Annotated in this window: 17 protein-coding genes and 1 pseudogene; 5 read left to right on the forward strand and 13 right to left on the reverse strand. The window is 54.5% G+C overall.

Annotated features, from left to right (window positions below):
• Positions 1 to 87 precede the first annotated feature (87 nt).
• Entirely contained in the window at positions 88 to 726 is a 639-nt protein-coding gene (locus ACZRMS_RS12550) for an antitoxin Xre/MbcA/ParS toxin-binding domain-containing protein (RefSeq protein ID WP_230679725.1), read from the reverse strand.
• Positions 727 to 952: 226 nt separating this feature from the next.
• Here ACZRMS_RS12550 and ACZRMS_RS12555 point away from each other — a divergent pair, with 226 nt between their 5' ends.
• The gene (locus ACZRMS_RS12555) at positions 953 to 1,501 is read left to right on the forward strand and encodes a 3'-5' exonuclease (RefSeq protein ID WP_032901853.1); all 549 of its coding nucleotides are present in this window, start codon (positions 953 to 955) and stop codon (positions 1,499 to 1,501) included.
• A gap of 28 nt (positions 1,502 to 1,529) precedes the next feature.
• Here the strand turns inward: ACZRMS_RS12555 and ACZRMS_RS12560 are convergent, their stop codons facing one another.
• The 12 genes from ACZRMS_RS12560 to ACZRMS_RS12615 all read right to left on the reverse strand — a co-directional run bounded on the left by ACZRMS_RS12560 (position 1,530) and on the right by ACZRMS_RS12615 (position 16,704).
• Complete coding sequence (locus ACZRMS_RS12560; protein WP_032901850.1) at positions 1,530 to 2,012, reverse strand: Mov34/MPN/PAD-1 family protein; 483 nt, start codon at positions 2,010 to 2,012, stop codon at positions 1,530 to 1,532.
• On the reverse strand, positions 2,009 to 3,793 hold the full coding sequence (locus tag ACZRMS_RS12565; RefSeq protein ID WP_047304352.1) for a HesA/MoeB/ThiF family protein: 1,785 nt from the start codon (positions 3,791 to 3,793) through the stop codon (positions 2,009 to 2,011). Before ACZRMS_RS12565 ends, ACZRMS_RS12560 begins: the two co-directional genes overlap by 4 nt.
• Positions 3,777 to 5,027 (reverse strand): nucleotidyltransferase domain-containing protein, encoded by a 1,251-nt coding sequence (locus ACZRMS_RS12570; RefSeq protein WP_047304353.1) that lies wholly within the window; start codon positions 5,025 to 5,027, stop codon positions 3,777 to 3,779. Before ACZRMS_RS12570 ends, ACZRMS_RS12565 begins: the two co-directional genes overlap by 17 nt.
• Entirely contained in the window at positions 5,028 to 6,194 is a 1,167-nt protein-coding gene (locus ACZRMS_RS12575; RefSeq protein ID WP_047304356.1) for an SAVED domain-containing protein, read from the reverse strand. It abuts the gene before it with no gap.
• 354 nt (positions 6,195 to 6,548) lie between these two features.
• Positions 6,549 to 9,692, reverse strand: a complete 3,144-nt coding sequence (locus tag ACZRMS_RS12580) for an efflux RND transporter permease subunit (RefSeq protein WP_047304359.1) — start codon at positions 9,690 to 9,692, stop codon at positions 6,549 to 6,551.
• Positions 9,689 to 11,173 (reverse strand): efflux RND transporter periplasmic adaptor subunit, encoded by a 1,485-nt coding sequence (locus tag ACZRMS_RS12585; protein WP_047304361.1) that lies wholly within the window; start codon positions 11,171 to 11,173, stop codon positions 9,689 to 9,691. Before ACZRMS_RS12585 ends, ACZRMS_RS12580 begins: the two co-directional genes overlap by 4 nt.
• On the reverse strand, positions 11,170 to 12,426 hold the full coding sequence (locus tag ACZRMS_RS12590) for a TolC family protein (RefSeq protein WP_326427872.1): 1,257 nt from the start codon (positions 12,424 to 12,426) through the stop codon (positions 11,170 to 11,172). The genes ACZRMS_RS12585 and ACZRMS_RS12590 overlap by 4 nt, the downstream gene beginning before the upstream one ends.
• Before the next feature lie 99 nt (positions 12,427 to 12,525).
• Positions 12,526 to 12,867 carry a hypothetical protein gene (locus ACZRMS_RS12595; protein ID WP_080896087.1) on the reverse strand — a complete coding sequence of 114 codons (342 nt, stop codon included), beginning with the start codon at positions 12,865 to 12,867 and terminating at the stop codon, positions 12,526 to 12,528.
• Between the two features lie 73 nt (positions 12,868 to 12,940).
• Positions 12,941 to 13,879 (reverse strand): copper homeostasis membrane protein CopD, encoded by a 939-nt coding sequence (gene copD / locus ACZRMS_RS12600; RefSeq protein ID WP_042556867.1) that lies wholly within the window; start codon positions 13,877 to 13,879, stop codon positions 12,941 to 12,943.
• A gap of 3 nt (positions 13,880 to 13,882) precedes the next feature.
• The gene (gene copC, locus ACZRMS_RS12605; protein ID WP_042556868.1) at positions 13,883 to 14,266 is read right to left on the reverse strand and encodes a copper homeostasis periplasmic binding protein CopC; all 384 of its coding nucleotides are present in this window, start codon (positions 14,264 to 14,266) and stop codon (positions 13,883 to 13,885) included.
• Between the two features lie 363 nt (positions 14,267 to 14,629).
• The gene (locus tag ACZRMS_RS12610; protein WP_047304366.1) at positions 14,630 to 16,018 is read right to left on the reverse strand and encodes a heavy metal sensor histidine kinase; all 1,389 of its coding nucleotides are present in this window, start codon (positions 16,016 to 16,018) and stop codon (positions 14,630 to 14,632) included.
• Complete coding sequence (locus tag ACZRMS_RS12615; protein WP_047304368.1) at positions 16,015 to 16,704, reverse strand: heavy metal response regulator transcription factor; 690 nt, start codon at positions 16,702 to 16,704, stop codon at positions 16,015 to 16,017. The genes ACZRMS_RS12610 and ACZRMS_RS12615 overlap by 4 nt, the downstream gene beginning before the upstream one ends.
• 204 nt (positions 16,705 to 16,908) lie before the next feature.
• On the opposite strand from ACZRMS_RS12615, the gene ACZRMS_RS12620 reads away from it, so the two are divergent.
• The 4 genes and pseudogenes from ACZRMS_RS12620 to ACZRMS_RS12635 all read left to right on the forward strand — a co-directional run.
• Positions 16,909 to 17,262: a co-regulatory protein PtrA N-terminal domain-containing protein gene (locus ACZRMS_RS12620; protein ID WP_042556871.1), complete on the forward strand. Its 354-nt coding sequence runs from the start codon at positions 16,909 to 16,911 to the stop codon at positions 17,260 to 17,262.
• A 167-nt stretch (positions 17,263 to 17,429) separates the two neighbouring features.
• Positions 17,430 to 17,966 (forward strand): cupredoxin domain-containing protein, encoded by a 537-nt coding sequence (locus ACZRMS_RS12625; protein ID WP_326427869.1) that lies wholly within the window; start codon positions 17,430 to 17,432, stop codon positions 17,964 to 17,966.
• Positions 17,967 to 18,045: 79 nt separating this feature from the next.
• Entirely contained in the window at positions 18,046 to 18,282 is a 237-nt protein-coding gene (locus tag ACZRMS_RS12630; RefSeq protein WP_047303434.1) for a DUF2933 domain-containing protein, read from the forward strand.
• A gap of 2 nt (positions 18,283 to 18,284) precedes the next feature.
• Positions 18,285 to 19,025, forward strand: a pseudogene (locus tag ACZRMS_RS12635) (YHS domain-containing protein); the annotation flags it as partial.
• Positions 19,026 to 19,062: the final 37 nt, after the last annotated feature.

The following is a 19,062-nucleotide window of genomic DNA, read 5'->3' on the forward strand; positions in this document are numbered from 1 at the left end:
ATGCCGTATTCGGCAAGGCGACGCCGGTATAGGCGCATGAATCCATGGTACTCAAGGAGCGGTAGAAGCCGTTTGGCTGCGACTGAATCAAAATGACATGCCCTCAGACACTTGAATCAGCATTTCTTCAACTAGATGTGTGCCAAAGGTTGTAGTGACCATCGCCGATGGGCTTTCTCCCAAAAAACGGGCTTTGGGTTTGGAAAGCCATTGTTTAGCCTTCCCTTTGTCACCGAAGATCACCTCGGCCATAGCAGTAACATGTGCAAACCGGAACAGGCGATCACTCTCATGCAACGTTAAAAGCTGATTGGCTGACAGTTTTGTTTTGAGCGTTTTGGGGTGAATGATTCTGTCGCGTTCTTCGTTGGAGAGGGTTCCATCATCACAAAGCATTTTGATCAGGCTGACCGAGAAGCCAGCTACTATCATGTCGTGAATGTCCAGATCCGAAGCATTGACAGAGATATGAAGAAGCGTCTCCAGACGCATGCGGTAAGCATGATAGGCATCCTGACGCAGGGCGCCAGCAAACATGGGCCGCACCGATGTTGAGTTGCGCACGGGCGTCAGGACTAATGTGCCATTTAATACCGTTAGCTCCAGGTCGTCCCCAACACCTAACCTCATTTGGTCAAGCAACTCTTGAGGCAGATCAATGATGATGTCGCCAGTACCGTCCTCAGTTTTCTGGCATTTGACTATCCAGCGCTCAGTTTCACTCATGATCGTCCGGCCCTCATCCGCCATCAGAGAATGACACACATCATTATGCTTGGGCCCAGAGCTGACCAAAGGAACGCGCAATCCGCTGGTAGACAGGCACTGCCGCTGCTCGAAGCCCGGATAGCGAGTGAAACAGCAAAAAATGGGCAATGGCTATACCTGCCTTTCCACCTTCACATGGCTAAGAGCCTGAGCGTAATCAGGTAACTACACAAAAGGATATGACATGCACCCTGATGAGCTTTATGTTTCCGTCGACGTCGAGACTTCTGGGCCTATACCAGGCGAATACAGTCTGCTTTCCATTGGAGCTTGTCTTGTAGCCCAACCTGAAACGTCCATCTATCTTGAACTACGGCCTGACAGTCCGAAACACGACCCCGAAGCGCTGGCAGTATCGGGGCTGAGTCTGGAGAAGCTGGAGAGCGAGGGCCTTGCTCCGCAACAGGCGATGCTGACATTTGATCAGTGGCTGAAATCGTCCTGCCAAACGGGGCAAAAAGTCATTTTCGTAGGACTCAATGCACCGTTTGACTGGTCATTCGTCAATTACTACTTCCACAAATACCTGGAAACCAACCCCTTTGGTTTTACAGCTATCGACATGAAGGCCTATTTCATGGGAGCTGTAGGGTGCAGCTGGCAGGAAACAAAATCATCCAAGATGACCGCTGCGCTGAAGCCACTCAGCGAACCGAACCATAACGCATTGGATGATGCCCGCTTTCAGGCAGAGCTCTTCGCACTAATGCTAGCGGGTAAAGGTAAACGCTGACCTGCGTTCCACCGCACGGACTTGAAGCTCATCTGACCCAGGTTGCCTCAACATATCTGCCGTCCCTGAACGACCACGCCTTGATACCTTCTGGTTTTTCGGACTTGCCGACAATAATGGCTATTGGGTGCGGCAGATCCTGCGTGTAACGTGCAGCAAATTTGGAGAAACTTCCGATGTCTGCCGGAGAGATCACCGGAACGGATTGGGGGTGCGTATGCCAATAGCCCACCAGACGTAACCCTTGTTCGTTGGCAGCCTGGATCTCCTGACGGCACCGCTCCGCATCCAACTCTAGCCAAGACCAGCCTGACCGATCGGCGCGATGAGGCAACGTGGCCAAGGCCAGCAGCAACCCTTTCGGATCAACCGGGTTGACGAATAACTGTCCCCCTCGCTCCACGCCAAAAAGGCCCTGCCGATGGCTATCCAAGATGTCCGCGACAGCTTGGGACACCAACAGCTCGGAATTCACCTCCGGCCATCGCCAGCGCCATGCGATATCCGTCATACCGTTTCGTCCTTATCTTCCGGCCATCCGCGCTCGAGTAGGATCTGCTGCGCCCCCTCTGGCAGCTTGGGCCCATGGTATTGGCCTCCTAGGCTCAGCACATCTTCAGGTCTGTAAATGCTGCTGACCCAAGATGCAGTGGCGATGTTGCCGGTCAATGCGCGTAAGGCCGTGTGCGACACCATGGAGGCGATATTGGTCATTCCCAGCGAGCCGCCTGGGATGAAGCTCTCGCCACACGCGGGCAGTGGAACAACACCGCCTCCCGGCCACTCTGTAAATCTATGCAGAAAATCGCCGACGTCCGTGAACAACTGACGGCCATCAAAGGTGCCGGCTGGTGCGAATAGAGCATGGCCTACCTGTGTATACGGTTCGCTCCAGGCTTGTAAAAGCCCCCAAGGAGCGCCGCTTGATTTGGCTCGCCATACAGTGACCTCCGACTGCCAGTCTGCTGTCGTGATCACCACCAGATCTGCGTTATCAAACACTTCTGGTTTGCTGCTCATCACCACTTCGGCAAAAGTCGCATAAGCGGTACATTCTGTCGTCGGAAGATCTAACAGAATCTTGTCCCTCAACGCTGAGGCTTTCAGTCTCCCTAGGCTATCCGCTCCCAGTACGTGCCTCCCCAGATTGGCTGACACCAAAGTGTCAGGATCGATGAGGGTTAGGTGGCCGACACCGGATCGTGCCAATTGTATTGCCACCGCACTGCCTAATGAGCCAACGCCAACAAAAACGACTCGAGCATTTTCAAGGTGCTGTGCAGTGCCACTTATATCGCGGGATAGAATGGACGCTCGATCAAGCACGTCCAGGGCAGTTGCTCGGACGAGCGCCGGAGGATGTGCATTTGCGATAGCTGGCCGACGGCGCGCTGTACGCAAGCCAAACTTTGCCCCCCGCTCCTGCTGTACGCCGAGCGACCGCACATTGAGGCAATATGTTGGAGCATCTGCCCCTCCTGGAAGCTCGAGAACAATCCATCGACTCGGCAACGTTCCATGCAGCTCAAACCATGCCAGCAATTGCTCGGCATCGTCTGGTTGAAGGTGTGGCGTGAGCCACAGCAATAAATCTTCGGGATCCGGGGTGCGTATGTCCGGATAAGTCTGAAGCTTGACGTAAAAACCGGGAGTTTCGGCCGCGCGAATGACAGCGGAGCGCCCGACAACCCGTCGGTAATGTCCTTTGAGTGCAGCTACGTTCGATGCTAACCAAACCGTTTCCTGACCGGATGGCACAGCTCGGCGCGGATCGCTGAGCGCAAACAACTGCGAGGCAGTCTGAGGTCGATCCAACAGTAAGAGGTTCTGGAATGACTGACCATGCTGAAACGACCAGTAGGTAGTGATCTCATTCTGAAATTCGATATCGCGCGTTGCCTGGCTTGATCCCATCTTGGACAACGAAACGATCTGGGCCAAGCGAGCAAGGCTGTCCTCTACCACGACCTCCGGGGAGCCCATGATGGGGCGTTCCTGAAAGCCATGAAGGCAAAGCCCCGACTTGGTGGCATGCGGCCAAACCAGCCATGGAGAGGGTTCGACGTTTAGGCGCAAGAGCCCACGGGGAAAGTTGGAGGGGAAACCAATACGCAGTCGCCGCTCCTGCCCCGTGTAATCGATGGGCAAGGGGAAGTAAAAGCACGCCGCTTCGTCAGCCCGCATGGGTGCGGGCTGGAGCAATGCATCGGCAGCATCCTGACCTAGGGTGTTTCGCAGTGCGGCGATTCCGCGCTGCAATGGCGTCTTAATAGGATCAGCCAAGGCGTCCAACTGGCTTTACGCTCGACTGAGAGGTTCCGCCACCGCTAGCCCCTCCGAAGAGCGAACCCATCGAAGCAGAGTTTCGAGTAGTGCCATCCGGTCGACCGGGCATCGTCCAATTCGCAGGGATTTCATTGTTCACTGCCGTGATTAACGCCGGCGCAATACCGAAATTCTTTTTCACTGCCTCGGCAAAGGAATCATTGGATTCAAAACTTTCCAAACCCAATGATACGGATGCACTGGCGTCCGCATGCCACTTGGCAAATGCTTGACGATAGCCTTGCCCCTCGCCTGGTCGATTCCACTTTTCTGCAAAGTTTTCGCCGTTATCGGCAGGGTTGCAGACAAAGCAATCGTTACCTCTATGCGCGATGTGCTGCGGCATTCTGCGAACGATTTCCAAAATTGCATCGAGCGGAGCCAAAGGCTTCGACTGCGATTCCTTTACGACATCCAGGTATGCGTGAGTAGCCAAAGTGGTAATGACCACAGATATGGGGCGAGTATCAGCGCTCCTTGTGTTGATGGCCCATTCATCGCGATGCCGCTTGAGCAGCTTAATGGTCGCACGCAGGGGATCTTGATCGATGTAATCCTGATAATGCGGCAATGGATCTTGTGTCGCGGCATCGAGCATCCGCTGGTTTTTGGCAACTACCAAGCTTTCCAGAGAGATTTCCTGGGCAGAAGCAACCTGCAACCAGTTCGAGTAAGGGATAGGGCTGCTTGCTTTCCACCCTGTGACCCGATCCGGAACCTCCAGCTTACCCTCGCCGTTTGCTTCGCCATTTCCGTTGATCGCGCGGGCAGGCGTGACATCAATGTGGAAACCTGGATTTTCGTCGGCATAAACGATCCGGATGCCACGACGTAATTGCTTAACTTCTTCCTGAACGCGGGAGCCTTCCCTAAAACGCTGCTCAATCGCTTCTAGAACTTCCTTCGCACCAGCGCCTTGAGCGTGAGGGAGCCAGATAATCGCGTCCGCATCAATGGTGTCCAGATCCGCAGGCGCGCCGGGGATTGGCTTGATGGTCGTTTTCAGCCGCATCGAGCCTTGCACAAAGATATGGGCCTCAGCGAGCAGCGGATTGTCGGAAGCCGAGAGGATTTTTTCCAGTTGGGAGTAGCGGTCATTAATTTTTTCGTACTGCGCTTCCGACAGCGAGATTTCCCGCGCAGCGCGAAGCAGAAAATATTCCCAACTGCTGCGCTTGGTCTGTTCGTTGCTCAACAGCATTTACCTAGCCTCCTGGGCCACCGAGCCCAATTGCAGTGTTTGCGTAAACCGATCTTGGTTTTCTTTGTCCCGATCGAAGATCAGGTACGTATGTTGATGCTGCGTTGTGAGCAACGCGCCAAACTCGATGGCCAATGCCGCAGGAATAGCGGCGAAGACGTGAATAGGGTCAGGAGTCGAAGCTTCAAGCTGGCTCAGTCGTATTTGAAGTGCGTCACGAAAGGCATGAATCACCCGACGGTTTTGTACCATCGCATAGCTTGGCTCTGGGATCGACAGCTCTGCAATACGTGCACCGGGTAGAGCGTCGGAAACGTCGCGAACTGGAACTTGCGCAGAAATGGAGAGCACCAACGCCAGTGGACCATCGCCGTTGGGTGGAGGCGTAAACAGAAAACTGGGCGGCTCAGCAGACTGATCGGGCCAGCGCAAAAGATGCTCGCGGTGAAAAGAGAAGATTAAGCGTTTGGAACGATCGCCGATGCTCTGGCCCAACATCATCAAAGCTGGGATATCGGCCAAGCCTACTACTGCTAGCGCGGGCGAGTCGCCATAGGTGCCGCCGCGACGCTTGAGTTGCTGCTCCAGCTCATACTGGATGCTGTCTTTGACGTTCTGCCAATAGGCAGTGTCCCTGCCGCGCGGTCCGGGCGCAGGGAAGGCAATTTTGATGCCTTGATCGAAGGCGGTTAATCCCTCCGCAGACATCGCAGTCAACAGATCGCGAACGGGAATATCGTTGATCGTCTGGAAATGCTGACTCTGGACAATGAGAGGAATCGCTCTGCCACCATCAGGGGTCGTTGCGGCGATTCGGATGCGCTCTAGGTATGCTTGGTGTAAACCACTCAAATCATTTTCAGGATAACCGTCTGCGTCACGATCAATTTTGTCATGACAGCCTGGGCATAGGAGCATCAGGTTAGCAGTATCGTTCGTGTGCGCCTCAGCATCATGATCCGCGCGTCCCCGAGGACCTTTGGGACTGGCGGGCAGGATATGCGCCACTTCGCCCCATTTCATTGGCTTGCCGGCACGATAATCGAACGTCAGATCCGTGCCGCACAGTTCACAATGACCAGCGGTCTGTGTCCATACGATCCGCTTCGTCTCATCATTTGTGTTGAAGCGCCCGCTTGCGGGTTTAGCGTCTTCTTGTTCTGCCATTCCGACCTACCCCAGAGAACATCCATGATTGAAAACGATGATGGCAAGATAAGATCATATTAAGGTCATTCGCCTCGATTTCAAGAGTGATCTGAGGGTGACGAATGCTGAGTCGGCTTTGAGCAGGATGCTGTTTGTGGCTCATCGAAACGCAGTGGCGGCAGCGTTCGTTTTTCTGGCAAGTGCAGGTGGGTAACGGCACTGACCACAGCGTATGTATCGAAATTAGCGAGTTTATGCAAAAGACATAAACTTGCTAATTTCGATACATACCGCGTGTAGGACCGATGAAAACGGGCTGTGCAGCTCAAAAGAGGCTGCAAGCGCAGCCCCTTTTGTATGCATTTTTACGCGTCAGTGCTTGCCGGGCTCAACGGACAAGTGTCGACGACGCATGAGGTGATAGGCCGCCGGGATCACAAACAGCGATAGCAAGGGCGCCGTAACCATACCTCCAATCATCGGGGCGGCAATGCGGCTCATCACCTCGCTGCCGGTACCGCTTCCCAAAAGTATTGGTAACAAACCAGCGATAACCACCGCAACGGTCATGGCCTTGGGTCGAACGCGCTGCACAGCGCCTTCACGAATCGCGGCCATCAACCCGCGTTCTGTGTTGTCACCGAGGTCTTGACGCTCGGCCCAGGCATTTTTCAGGTAGAGCAGCATGATCACGCCAAATTCGGCAGAAACACCGGCCAAGGCGATGAAGCCGACCCCGGTGGCGACCGACAGGTTGAACCCCAACAGATAGAGGAACCATGCCCCGCCAGTCAGGGCGAATGGCAGAGTGGCCATGATCAGCAGGGCCTCATCGAAGCGGGCAAAAGTCAGGTAGAGCAGCACGAAGATGATCAACAGCGTGGCAGGCACCACCAATTTGAGTCGTGCGTTGGCCCTTTCGAGAAACTCGAACTGCCCTGAGTAACTCAGGCTCATGCCGGGCTGCAACTTGACCTGTTCACTGACGACCCGACGCAGGTCGGCGACTATCGAGGCAATGTCCCGGCCACGCACGTCGATGTATACCCAACCGGAGGGCCGTGCATTCTCGCTCTTGAGCATCGGTGGGCCGTCGCTGACCTTGACCTTCGCCACAGTGGCGAGGGTGATCTGGCTCCCTAGCGGGGTGTAGATCGGCAACTGCTCCAGGGCGCCGAGCGAGTCACGCCACTCCCGAGGGTAACGCACGTTGATCGGGAAACGTGCGAGCCCTTCAATGGTCTCCCCGACGTTCTCACCGCCGATAGCACCGGCCACGATGGATTGCACATCGGCGATATTCAGTCCGTAGCGGGCGGCGGCTTTTCGGTCAATATCCACGTCGATGTAACGCCCACCGGTTAATCGCTCGGCCAAAGCCGAACTGACACCCGGTACGCCCTTAGCCACTCGCTCGACTGCCTGAGTCGCAGAATCGATTTCTGTCAGGTTGGTGCCGGCAATCTTTACACCAATAGGACTTTTGATCCCCGTAGCCAGCATGTCTATTCGGTTGCGAATTGGTGGTATCCAGATATTGGTCAGCCCAGGAACTCGCACCACTCGGTCCAGCTCTTCCACCAGTTTTTCCTGAGTCATGCCTGGGCGCCAATGCTCCTGTGGCTTGAACTGGATGGTGGTTTCGAACATCTCCAACGGCGCCGGGTCGGTGGCAGTTTCAGCACGACCGGCTTTACCAAAGACATGTTCGACCTCCGGCACGGTCTTGATCAGGCGGTCGGTCTGTTGCAGCAGTTGCGCCGCTTTCTGCGCCGACAATCCCGGCAGAGCCGAAGGCATATAGAGCAGGTCGCCTTCGTCCAAAGGCGGAAGAAACTCGCCACCCAAGCGCGACATTGGCCATAGTGCGCTGATAAAAACTAGCAACGCGACCAACAGCGTGGTCTTCGGTCGTCGCAAGACTGCATCCAGAGCCGGCTGGTAGATCCGGATCAGCCAGCGGTTCAACGGGTTCTGTTGTTCACTGGGAATTCGCCCCCGAATCCAGTAGCCCATCAACACAGGCACCAAGGTCACTGACAATCCCGCCGCTGCGGCCATGGCGTAGGTCTTGGTGAAAGCCAGCGGGCCGAATAGCCGCCCCTCTTGGGCTTGCAGGGTGAACACCGGAATGAACGATAGGGTGATGATCAACAAACAGAAGAACAGTGCTGGTCCAACTTCAGCCGCCGCTTCGGTCATCACGTGCCAATGACGTTCGTCCTTCAGTTCCTCCCCCGGATTGGCCATGTGCCAAGCCTCAACCTTCTTGTGCGCGTTTTCAATCATCACCACGGCAGCGTCGACCATGGCACCGATGGCGATGGCAATTCCGCCCAGGGACATGATGTTGGCGTTGATCCCTTGATAACGCATCACGATGAAGGCGATCAGCACCCCCACCGGCAGGGAGATGATTGCCACCAGAGATGAACGCAGGTGCCAGAGGAAGATGCCACACACCAACGCGACGACGATGAACTCTTCGATTAGCTTGTGGCTGAGATTTTCCACGGCGCGGTCGATCAGCTTGCTGCGGTCGTAGGTGGTGACAATTTCTACCCCCGCCGGCAAGCTGCTTTTCAACTCGTCGAGTTTGGTCTTGACCGCCGCAATGGTTTCGCGGGCGTTCTTGCCGCTGCGCAGAATTACCACGCCGCCGACCGTCTCGCCTTTGCCGTCGAGTTCGGTGATGCCACGCCGCATTTCCGGACCCAATTGGATCGTGGAGACATCGCCAAGGGTCACCGGCACACCGCCCGATCCCAGCTTGAGTGGGATCGCCCGAAAATCATTGAGCGTTTTCAAGTAGCCGGAAGCCCGCACAATGAACTCGGTCTCTGCCATTTCCAGGACGGCGCCACCGGTTTCCTGATTGGCCTTGCCGATCGCTTCGGTCACCTCGGCCTGCGTGATACCGAGGCTGGCCAATTTGAGTGGATCAAGCTGCACCTGGTACTGCTTGACCATCCCACCCACGGTGGCCACCTCGGCAACGTTGGGCAGAGTCTTGAGTTCGAACTTGAGGAACCAGTCCTGAAGTGCACGAAGTTGCGCCAGATCGTGTCCGCCACTGCGATCTACCAGCGCGTACTGGAAAATCCAGCCAACGCCTGTCGCATCTGGCCCCAACGCCGGTTTGGCGCTGGCTGGCAAGCGACTTTGTATTTGGCTCAGGTACTCCAACACCCGCGAGCGGGCCCAATACAAGTCAGTACCGTCTTCGAACAGCACATAGACAAAGCTGTCACCAAAGAAGGAGTAGCCGCGCACGGTCTTGGCGCCAGGCACCGAAAGCATGGTGGTGGCCAACGGATAGGTCACCTGGTTCTCGACAATCTGCGGTGCCTGTCCCGGATACGGGGTGCGGATGATCACCTGAACATCGGAGAGATCCGGCAGCGCATCAATGGGCGTGCTCTGTACCGACCAGATGCCCCAAGCCGTGACAAACAGTGTCGCCAGTAGCACCAGGAATCGGTTGGCTACTGACCACCGAATCAGAGCAGCAATCATAGCTGGCCCCCTGATTTCTCTAGACGCTCAACACGCAAGCCATCGTCGGTTTGACTAACAGCAATCCGGACCTTGTCGCCCGTTTTGAGGCCCTGCATCAGCGCCGGATTGGCGAGCGGGAACGTCATCGTCATGCCAGGCATGCCCAGCGTTTTGAAAGGACCATGGGCGAGCGTGACTTCTTTGTCGTTGATCTCAACGATCTGCCCATCCGCTTCATGAAAACTGGAGACTGCTGCGCTGGGTGGTGACTCTTCCTCCGAGCTTGCAACGATGCCCTTGAGACTGGCCTCCGAGTCGAGCAGGAACTGGCCAGAGGTAACCACCTTCTGGCCCTCTTCCAGACCTTTCAAGATCGCCGTCTTGTCATCGTTTTCCTGCCCGATCAACACTTCAACAGGACGATAGCGGCCAGCGTCTTCAGCAAGCATCACCAGAGCACGTCGACCGGTGCGAATGACGGCCTCGCTCGGCACCCACAACACACTTTGCTCCGTTGAACGATTGAGGCTCACTCGTGCGGTCATACCCGGCCTGAGAAGGCCTTCTGGGTTGGGTAACTCGACGCGTACGCGAAGGGTGCGGCTATCCGGATTGGTTTCCGGAAGAATCGCGCTGACGACGCCCTTGAGCACAACCCCAGGGAACGCGGGCAAATGCGCCTCTGCCGTTTGCCCCATGAGGATCGATCCAGATTCAGTCTCCGGAACGGCCAGGGCCAGCCAGACGCTACTCAAACCATTAACGCGTGCCAGTGTCTCGCCGGCGGCCACCGTCATACCCTCGCGCACATTGAGCTCTTGCAGCACACCACTAATAGGGCTGGTGAGGGTAAAGTTTGGTTGGACTTTGCCACTGCGCTCTACTTGAGCAATCGATGCCGCCGGCATCCCGGTGAGCCGCAAGCGCTGGCGAGCCACGGCCAGCAAGCCTGTATCGCCACTGCGCTTGAGTGCGAGAAACTCCTCCTGAGCCGCAGCCCACTCAGGTACAAGGATATCCGCCATGGCGGCATTGGCTTTGATCACGTCGCCAGGAGCATGGGCATACACGCGCTCGACGAAACCCGCCGTACGGGCTTGAATGACGGCGACGTCCCGTTCGTTGAAAGCCAACACTCCGACAACGTCCAGACTCGAAGCAAACACACCTCGACTGACGGTAGCCAGTCGCACACCGAGGTTCTGGGTCAGGCTTGGATCAATGCGAACAGTGTCACTGTCCCCCTTGCTATCCGCGTACTGAGGGACCATTTGCATGTCCATGAAGGGCGACTTACCCGGCTTATCGAATTTCTGTTGTGGGTACATGGGGTCGTACCAATACAGAACTTTGCGATCGACTGATGACTCAGGCTTCTGCTGCGGTGCTGCATCCGGTACCGAGCTCACCCCCGGTTGGGCCAACCAGTAACCACCGGCAACCCCCAAAGCAACTGAGATGCTGACAACAAATACCCCTTTCCGTGTTCTAGAGATCATTGAGCGGACTCCCCATAGGCGAAATACAGGCGAGCGCTGGTGAGAGCACGCTGCTCTTCAACATCAATCTGCTTGAGACGGGCTTCGATAAGCTCGCGCCGAGCAGCCACGACGGAGTTCAAATCGCCTTTGCCGGCGCGGTAGCTGGCCATGCTGAGCTCGACCTTCTCCTTGGCCAGAGGCAGCAGACTGTCCTGGGTTCGGCGAACGGCACGATTCAAGCGTTCATAATCGGCCAGCTCGTCCTCCAGTTGCTGGGTACGCTTGCGTGACAGGGCTTCCCGCTCGGCCTCTAGCTGGTTGAGTTCAGCGTGCTTGGCCGCAATTTTGGGGTTTTGCCGAGAGTCAGGAAACAGTGGTAGATCCCAGGAAAATTGCACACTGACCATGTCGCCGAACTGTCGGCCGCGATTCTGATAGTCGACTTCCCAGCTCCAATCCGACTGTTTTTCCGCTTCGGCTTCACGGACCTTGGCTTGCGCTTCGCGGGTCATTGGCGCAAAAGCTGCCAATTCTGGATGATGTTGCAGCTTATGAGAGTAGTCAGAGGCTTCGACAGGCCATTCAGGCAAGCTGCCCACAGGTTTGTCATTGGCGGCTGGTCCAATCCAGCGCTTCAGGGCAGCTCGGGCCTGCGCTCTCTGACGAATCAGATCGTCCTGCTGCTCTTCCAGTTGTGCCGCTTCCTGTTTGGGCGTTACTGCATCAGCAGGTTGAGCGCGGCCGCCGGCAATTTGTGCCCGGACGGTATCGGCCAGCAGACGGTTTTCTTTGTAGAGGTCCTGGAACAGAGTGTCTTTACGCTCAACCGAGTAGCTGTTGATCCAGGCCAACGCCGTGGCCTGACGAACCTTTAGACGTTCGACCCGGCGCTCAGCGGCGGCGCGTTCAATGGCCGCATCAGCGACCTCGATTCGGGCTTTGCGCTTGGCGCTGCTGGGCATCTCCTGACTGACTCCGACCATTCGCATAGTCATGAAGTCTTGGTCGATGCTCCAGCGATCCGGCCCCCCAATGGGGTAGTTCTGTACGCCTAGCAGCAACTTGGGATCGGGTAGTTCACCAGCGGGGATGGCCGCACTACTGGCAGCCTGAATTTTCGCGTCTTGTGCAGTCAGCGACGGCGCATTGTTTTCAGCCAGCTGCAAAGCTTCATCGAGTGTCAATGCGGCAGCGAGACTCGGCAATGCCAGTACGCTTGCCGCCAGGCCGGCCACGAGGGACCACCCTGTGCAATAGCACTTGGAGTTCATGTTCACGATTCCTGTGATGATCCACTGCGCGCTTCATCAGACATGCACGCAGATATGCCATCCCGCTAACGCGGAATGAGGCTCAGTGTGGTACAGGAATCAAATGCGGGGCGGTCGCCATACCCCTGAAGGGGTTTGGACAGGATGGGAGTCTATGGAGATGGACGCTTCGAGGGGGCTAGATAGGGGGACCAGAGGCTTGATGATAGAGACTTGCAGCATGCCGCCGGTCTTACACTCCTGGCCCGGCTTGCAGGGTTTACCATGCTCGGTGGGACTTTTCATGTCATGGCAGCAGTCTTGGCCCATGCCGTCCATCATCGCCATGCCCATGGTTTGCATGGGACACGGCTCTGTCGGCGCCTGAACACCCGCCATCCCACTGAGGGGAAGCGCCAAGCTAATCAGGAATATCAGGCAAAACCGTACATAGCGTGTCATGGACTGAAGTGTAGCCAGTAGAAATGGTGCTAACAATCCCGTTCCCGGCTTCTTGGTTAGCTGCCAGAAACCTCTATTGCGCGCTCATTTCCATTTCAGGACTTAGCGTGCCTAACCATGCGACCAGACAGATGATGAGGATTGCCATCAGGAATTCGAATTTCATGCTGCGGCGCAAGGCATTAACCGCTACAGAGTATTGACCATTGCGAACTGAGCGCTCCAACTGCGGGCTTAAGTGAAAGCGGTTCAGTGTGGCTAAAACGATCATCCCGGCAAAGAGCAGGATCTTCAAAAACAGCAGCTGACCATAGGTACTCAGCATGACCTCATCAAGGTTTGGACCGACGATGAAAAGGTAATTCACGACTCCCGTTACGCTTATGATCGCAACAATCACACCGCCGGCCGACTCAAAGCCAGTCAGCACGCGGGCAAGAATTCGTGCTTCCTCCTCGCCCTTCAGCGATTTCAACCGCAGCAGTAGAGCGAAGGCCGCTAGAGCACCCAACCAGCCACCTGCCGCTAATAAATGGAAAATATCGCTCAGAAAATGCCAGTAGCGGCGGCTGCCTTCGTCCATGGCACCGTGCCCTGTCCAGGCTAGCGTGGCCAACGCGATTGCTCCACACACGGTGACGATCCAGAGGCTGGGTGTCGGAAATCGTTTATTCAACGCGACGCCCATAATTGCCCCAACCAAGGCGGCTATTCGGACCATCCAGGTCAACCCAACGTCGGTGCCCATGATGACCATTTCAAAAATGTGGTGATGTAGCTCCATAAGCTCCGATACACCGCTCATTGCTTTCGCAAGCAACAACATCGAGGCAAGGGACAGAGCTACACCTGCAACAGAAGTACCGTAAAGAAGCGACTCAAAATTCAAGACCGTGCCCGATACCCTTTCTTTTCCCCTGAGACTGTACAAGCCAAATATGGCCAATCCAAATAACAACATCAGGTCAAAATAGAGAGCAAAGCGAACCACAATATTTATTGAGTCGCTCATGGATCATTTCACTTTGAAGGAAAAGTTGCCGGTGATCGGGTGGGTGTCCGAGGAAACTGCACGCCATTCAACTTTGTAGGTACCGGTCGTCAGAGGTGCAGCCGGCGTAATCACCATCGTTTTCGGATCACCGCCAGCAGCGACGGCGGCCTTTACACCCATTGGAGAGTTCGGCATGCCAGGCATATCGGTCATGATCAGTTTTGCACCGGAAAACTGAGTGGTGAGATTCTCGGAAAAGTGCAGTTCAATTTTCGAAGGGGCCGCCGCATCCGAGCCTTCCGCCGGAGTGGAAGAAAGGAGCTTTGGATGTGCTTGAGCTACGGCACTCAGAAGCAAACCAGCAGTAAGTGCAACAGCTACGGTCGTAGTTTTAAGGAATGACATGCAAGACTCCTCACAGCAAGAGCTGTTGATTTGAGGTTTGTTTGGGAAGAACTAGTTTGTAATTTTCAATTTAAAACCACTGATGGTTAACTCGGAGCTTCCATCTCTAGTGCAGGTTGAACACGAACATCTCGCTAAGCCCCAACGTCACAGTGCAAGAACACGATGCCACACGAACGCAAACTGTTCGATTACATTTCAGTCAGCTTGACACGCTGTTTGGGATCGAATTGGCGAAGGTCACAAGTCTTAGAAACGAGACCGCACGCCGCAAATACTGGGGTATTCACTCATTCAAAAAATTACGAAACTGGATGCAGGCCCAAGTCGCGCTAACGCCGTTGATCACAAATGCGGCATTGCTCAGCTGACCTGCAAGTCAACACTAGGAAACTCGAGATGAAAGGCCGTTTTACCGTCACTTGACGTACACCAGATTTTGCCATCATGCGCCTCAATAATTGATCGGGTAATCGACAAACCTAGCCCTGCGTTGCTTGGGCTTCCTTCCCTGCGCGCTGGGTCCACGCGATAAAAACGATCGAAGAGCTTTTCAAGATGTTCGGGGGCAATGGGTTCACCCTGGTTCTCCACGACGACCAATATCGACATCTCCTTCTGGAGGATTTCGACACTGATCATCTTCCCTTCCGAGGTGTAGCGAAGCGCATTAGAGAGCAGGTTAGATATAGCTCTGTGGAGCATAAGGACATCGCCTCGGACGCTGCCCCTTCCTGAAACCTTCAGTTCTATCCCTCGCTCATCTGCCAAAAGACGGTAGTATTCAAGCAGTTTCTCCACGACTTCCACCAAATCTATTGGTTTGTTCTCGTGGGTGATCAGACCATTGTCTGACTTCGCCAGAAATAGCATGTCATCAATCATCCGACTCATACGCTTCAAGTCATCAAGATTTGAGTACAGGTTGTCTTCGTAGTCTTCTATATCCCTTTTTCTTGAAAGCACGACTTCGGTGTGGGTCATCAAGTTGCTTACAGGAGTCCGTAGTTCGTGGGCAATGTCTGCGGAAAAATTCGATAACCGGACAAATGCATCGTCGAGTCTGGACAGCATTGCGTTAAAGGACAGCACCATTTGCTGAAGTTCTTTAGGAACAGGCGCTAAAGGGATGCGCTCTTTTAGTGATTTTGCTGACATAGAGGCGGCGACCCGCGTGACCTGGCGAATAGGCCGCATGCCACTGCTTGCTACCATCCAGCCAAGCGCCGCACTGACCAACGCGCTAATTACCAGCCCTATCCAAAACCAGCGCTCAAGCGTCTCGAAAAAAGACATATGCTGAGTAACGTCAAAGATCAAAATGACTGTCAACGGCTTGTCTTGCCCCGTTACAACGGCTTGTGCTGTCACGCCACGGAACATCTGCTCTTGCTCCCGCCACTCCCAGACGTTGTTGTTTGTGGTTGTGCGGAACTCCTTCGGAATATCTACCGGACCGGGATCTGCGAACAGCAGCTTGCCTTCACCATCGATTATTAGGGCCGTCAAATCACGGTGAGCACCCAGCAGCGCTTCCAACTCAGGCTTAAATTCGCTGAATTGATCGATGGTGTTCAACCCCGACAAAATTCTCTGGGTCGAGTGGAGCTTTTCGTTCAATGCCTGCTGATCCAGCATCTTAAAGTGATGCCGACTGAGGTTGTTGAAACTAAGTCCGGCGACCGTAAGCACGGCCGTTACCGCGAGCATGAACATCAGACTCATGCGAGTTGTCAGGGACATCCGATTCATTCCGACTCCGAATCAGGCGCGTCTAGCATGTAACCCATTCCCCTCGAGGTATGAATCAACTTGACCTCAAAGTCGTCATCTATCTTGGCCCTCAACCGTCTAACCGCAACCTCGATAACGTTGGTGTCGCTATCGAAGTTCATATCCCAAACCTGGGAAGCGATAAGTGACTTTGGCAGCACCTCCCCACGACGTCGCAGCAATAGCTCAAGCAACGCGAACTCTTTGGCCGTAAGGTCAATTCGCTTGCCTCCACGAATGGCTCGACGCTTGAGGAGGTCCACTTCCAGATCAGCCAATTTCATGTAGGTTTGCGAAGGCGCGCTGTTACCGCGACGCAGCAACGTTCTGACTCGAGCAAGCAATTCAGAAAATGCGAAGGGTTTGATCAGGTAGTCATCTGCGCCGAGTTCAAGTCCTTTAACTCGATCTTCAACGCGGTCTCTCGCTGTGAGAAAGAGCACGGGGACGTCTTTCCCGGAAGCGCGAACCTTCTGCAGAACTTCCCAGCCATCCAATCCAGGCATCATGACGTCGAGAATCAACAGGTCATACGCTTCGCTCAAAGCGTGCTGAAGCGCCTCTTTTCCATTAGTAAAACGATCAACATTGAACCCCGCCTCGGTGAGTCCTTGCTGCAAATAGATACCTATTTTTGGTTCGTCTTCAGCGACAAGAAGTCTCATGAGGTCGTTCTCTGATAGTGATGAAGCGGAGTCTGCAACGAAAACCGGCAGCCAACCAGCAACTGACAGAAAAGTAATATTGGCTTCAGGTAGATGTCAGCGAGCGCTGTCTAGGGTTCAAGCATGAGTACTTCCTGGTGCTCGACCGACTCTTTAACATGAACCGTTTGGGAGCCGGAAAACAATTCCATAAGGAGTTGCCCCATGAATCGCCTGAAAATTCTGTTTTTTGTGAGCTCAATACTCGTCTCAGCTTCTGTATGGGCTGAAAGTGGCGGAGACCGGGTGATAGAGCGCATGGAGGGTCTGCGCAACAAGGCAGAGGCTGTCCTGATACAAGCTGAAAACGCCCCTGAAGGTCAGCGTCATGTCCACATGACCGAGCATATGAAGATGCTGGGAGAGCTCATGAGTCAACTCCATAAAGATCATCCAGACGCCTCAATGTCACCTCAGCAGCATCTCGCCTGGATGGAAAAGCACGACAAAATCGTCGATGACGTTTTGAACCAAATGCAGCGCGAGCACAAATTGATGCTTTCAGAGAATCATCAGTGAAAAACGGCTTCCAAGGGGCTTTTTGAACAGTAACGTTAAATACGGCGTCGTTTGGACGCCGTGCTTTTTTGAAAACTGACAGAAATGTAGTGTTCAGGTCAGTTAACTGGCAGCTCCGTGTCTTTAGCATAGCCAGTGCTCCCACTCCTCTTACTCTCGAGGTCACTATGAAAATTAAGCTCGTTACCCCTGTCATCGCGGCAATCACTCTACTCTTCGGTGCTACGGCTATGGCCAGCGCAGGGCATGGGAAAGAGGACATCGGCCAGCCTGGAGTCGCCTCTGAGGTTACCCGTACGGTGGAGGTCGAGATGGGCGATATTTTCTTCAAACCTGAAAGCATCAACGTAAAGCCTGGTGAAACCATTCGATTTGTCCTTCGCAATGAGGGTTCGCTGCTGCACGAGTTCAACATCGGCAAAGCCGCTGCTCATGCAGCACACCAAAAAGAAATGGCGAGCATGTTCCAGAACGGGACGCTTAACCCCACCGGTACCGGGAAAACGATGAGCGGTATGAGCCACAGCATGGGCGGAATGAAGATGGTCGGAATGGAGCACAACGACCCGAATAGCGTCCTGATTGAGCCTGGCTCAACCCAAGAACTGATCTGGACCTTCAACGACAGCACAGGCCTTCAGTTTGCCTGCAATGTGCCCGGACATTACCAATCGGGAATGGTCGGTCAGTTTGACCTGAAATAAGCCTAAGCCGGCTTCTCCCACCGCTTCGACACAGGAGTTGGCTACGCTCTGTTGCAGAGTACACAGTGAGGCTTAGATCATGAGTAACCATCAGCGTCTGGATGGAAACACCACCGCACCATTTTGGAGGCGCAAAACAGGCGTTGTACTAATCATGCTCATTGCGATTGGTGCCTTCTACGTGTTGCGGGAGCATTTCAGCCACGTTTATCCATTTTGGCCTTATCTGATTCTGTTGATCTGTCCATTGATGCATTTTTTTGGACATCGCCATGGCGATCAGGCAGCAACCCACAAGGACAAAGAAGGGAAATAGCCATGCCTAACATATCGAGCCACCACGACCACAGTCACGCCCATGCTGCTCCGCTAAATGACGATGATCTACGTGACCCGGTGTGCGGAATGGCAGTCACTTCATCAAGTAAATTTGGTGAGTCTTATCAGGGACAGAAGTATCAATTCTGTAGCCTGAAATGCCAGGAGAAGTTTCGAGCTGATCCTGAACGCTTCAGCAGTAATGTTTCGAGCGCCGAATCCCGTGTCACCACTCCAGAGTCTGCGGTACAAACAGGCACTGAGTTTACCTGTCCGATGCACCCGGAAATACGTCAGCCCGGACCCGGCAACTGCCCTAAATGTGGCATGACATTAGAGCCGGTCATGCCCGCGCTCGATGAAGAAGAAAATCCTGAACTCCGGGATTTCGCCCGCCGCTTTTGGTGGTCGCTGCCATTAACCGTGATAGTGACCTTGCTCGCCATGGCGGGACACACGTTACAACTTTTCCATGGCCCGATCCAAAACTGGATCGAGCTGGCTCTGGCGACACCGGTGACCTTGTGGGCAGGTTGGCCTTTTTTTGTCAGAGGCATAGCCTCTATTAGAAATCGCAGTCCAAATATGTGGACACTGATTGGGTTGGGTACCGCCGCAGCATACCTTTACAGCGTCATGGCAACGCTCTTACCTCAAAGCTTTCCGGCCACCTTCATGCAAGATGGACGCATCGGCGTCTACTTCGAAGCCGCAGCGGTCATCATCTGTAGTGGTCTAATGAAACCGGACACCCATTTAGGCGAGAATGCTCGCCAGA

Source organism: Pseudomonas sp. B424, from assembly GCF_055408345.1.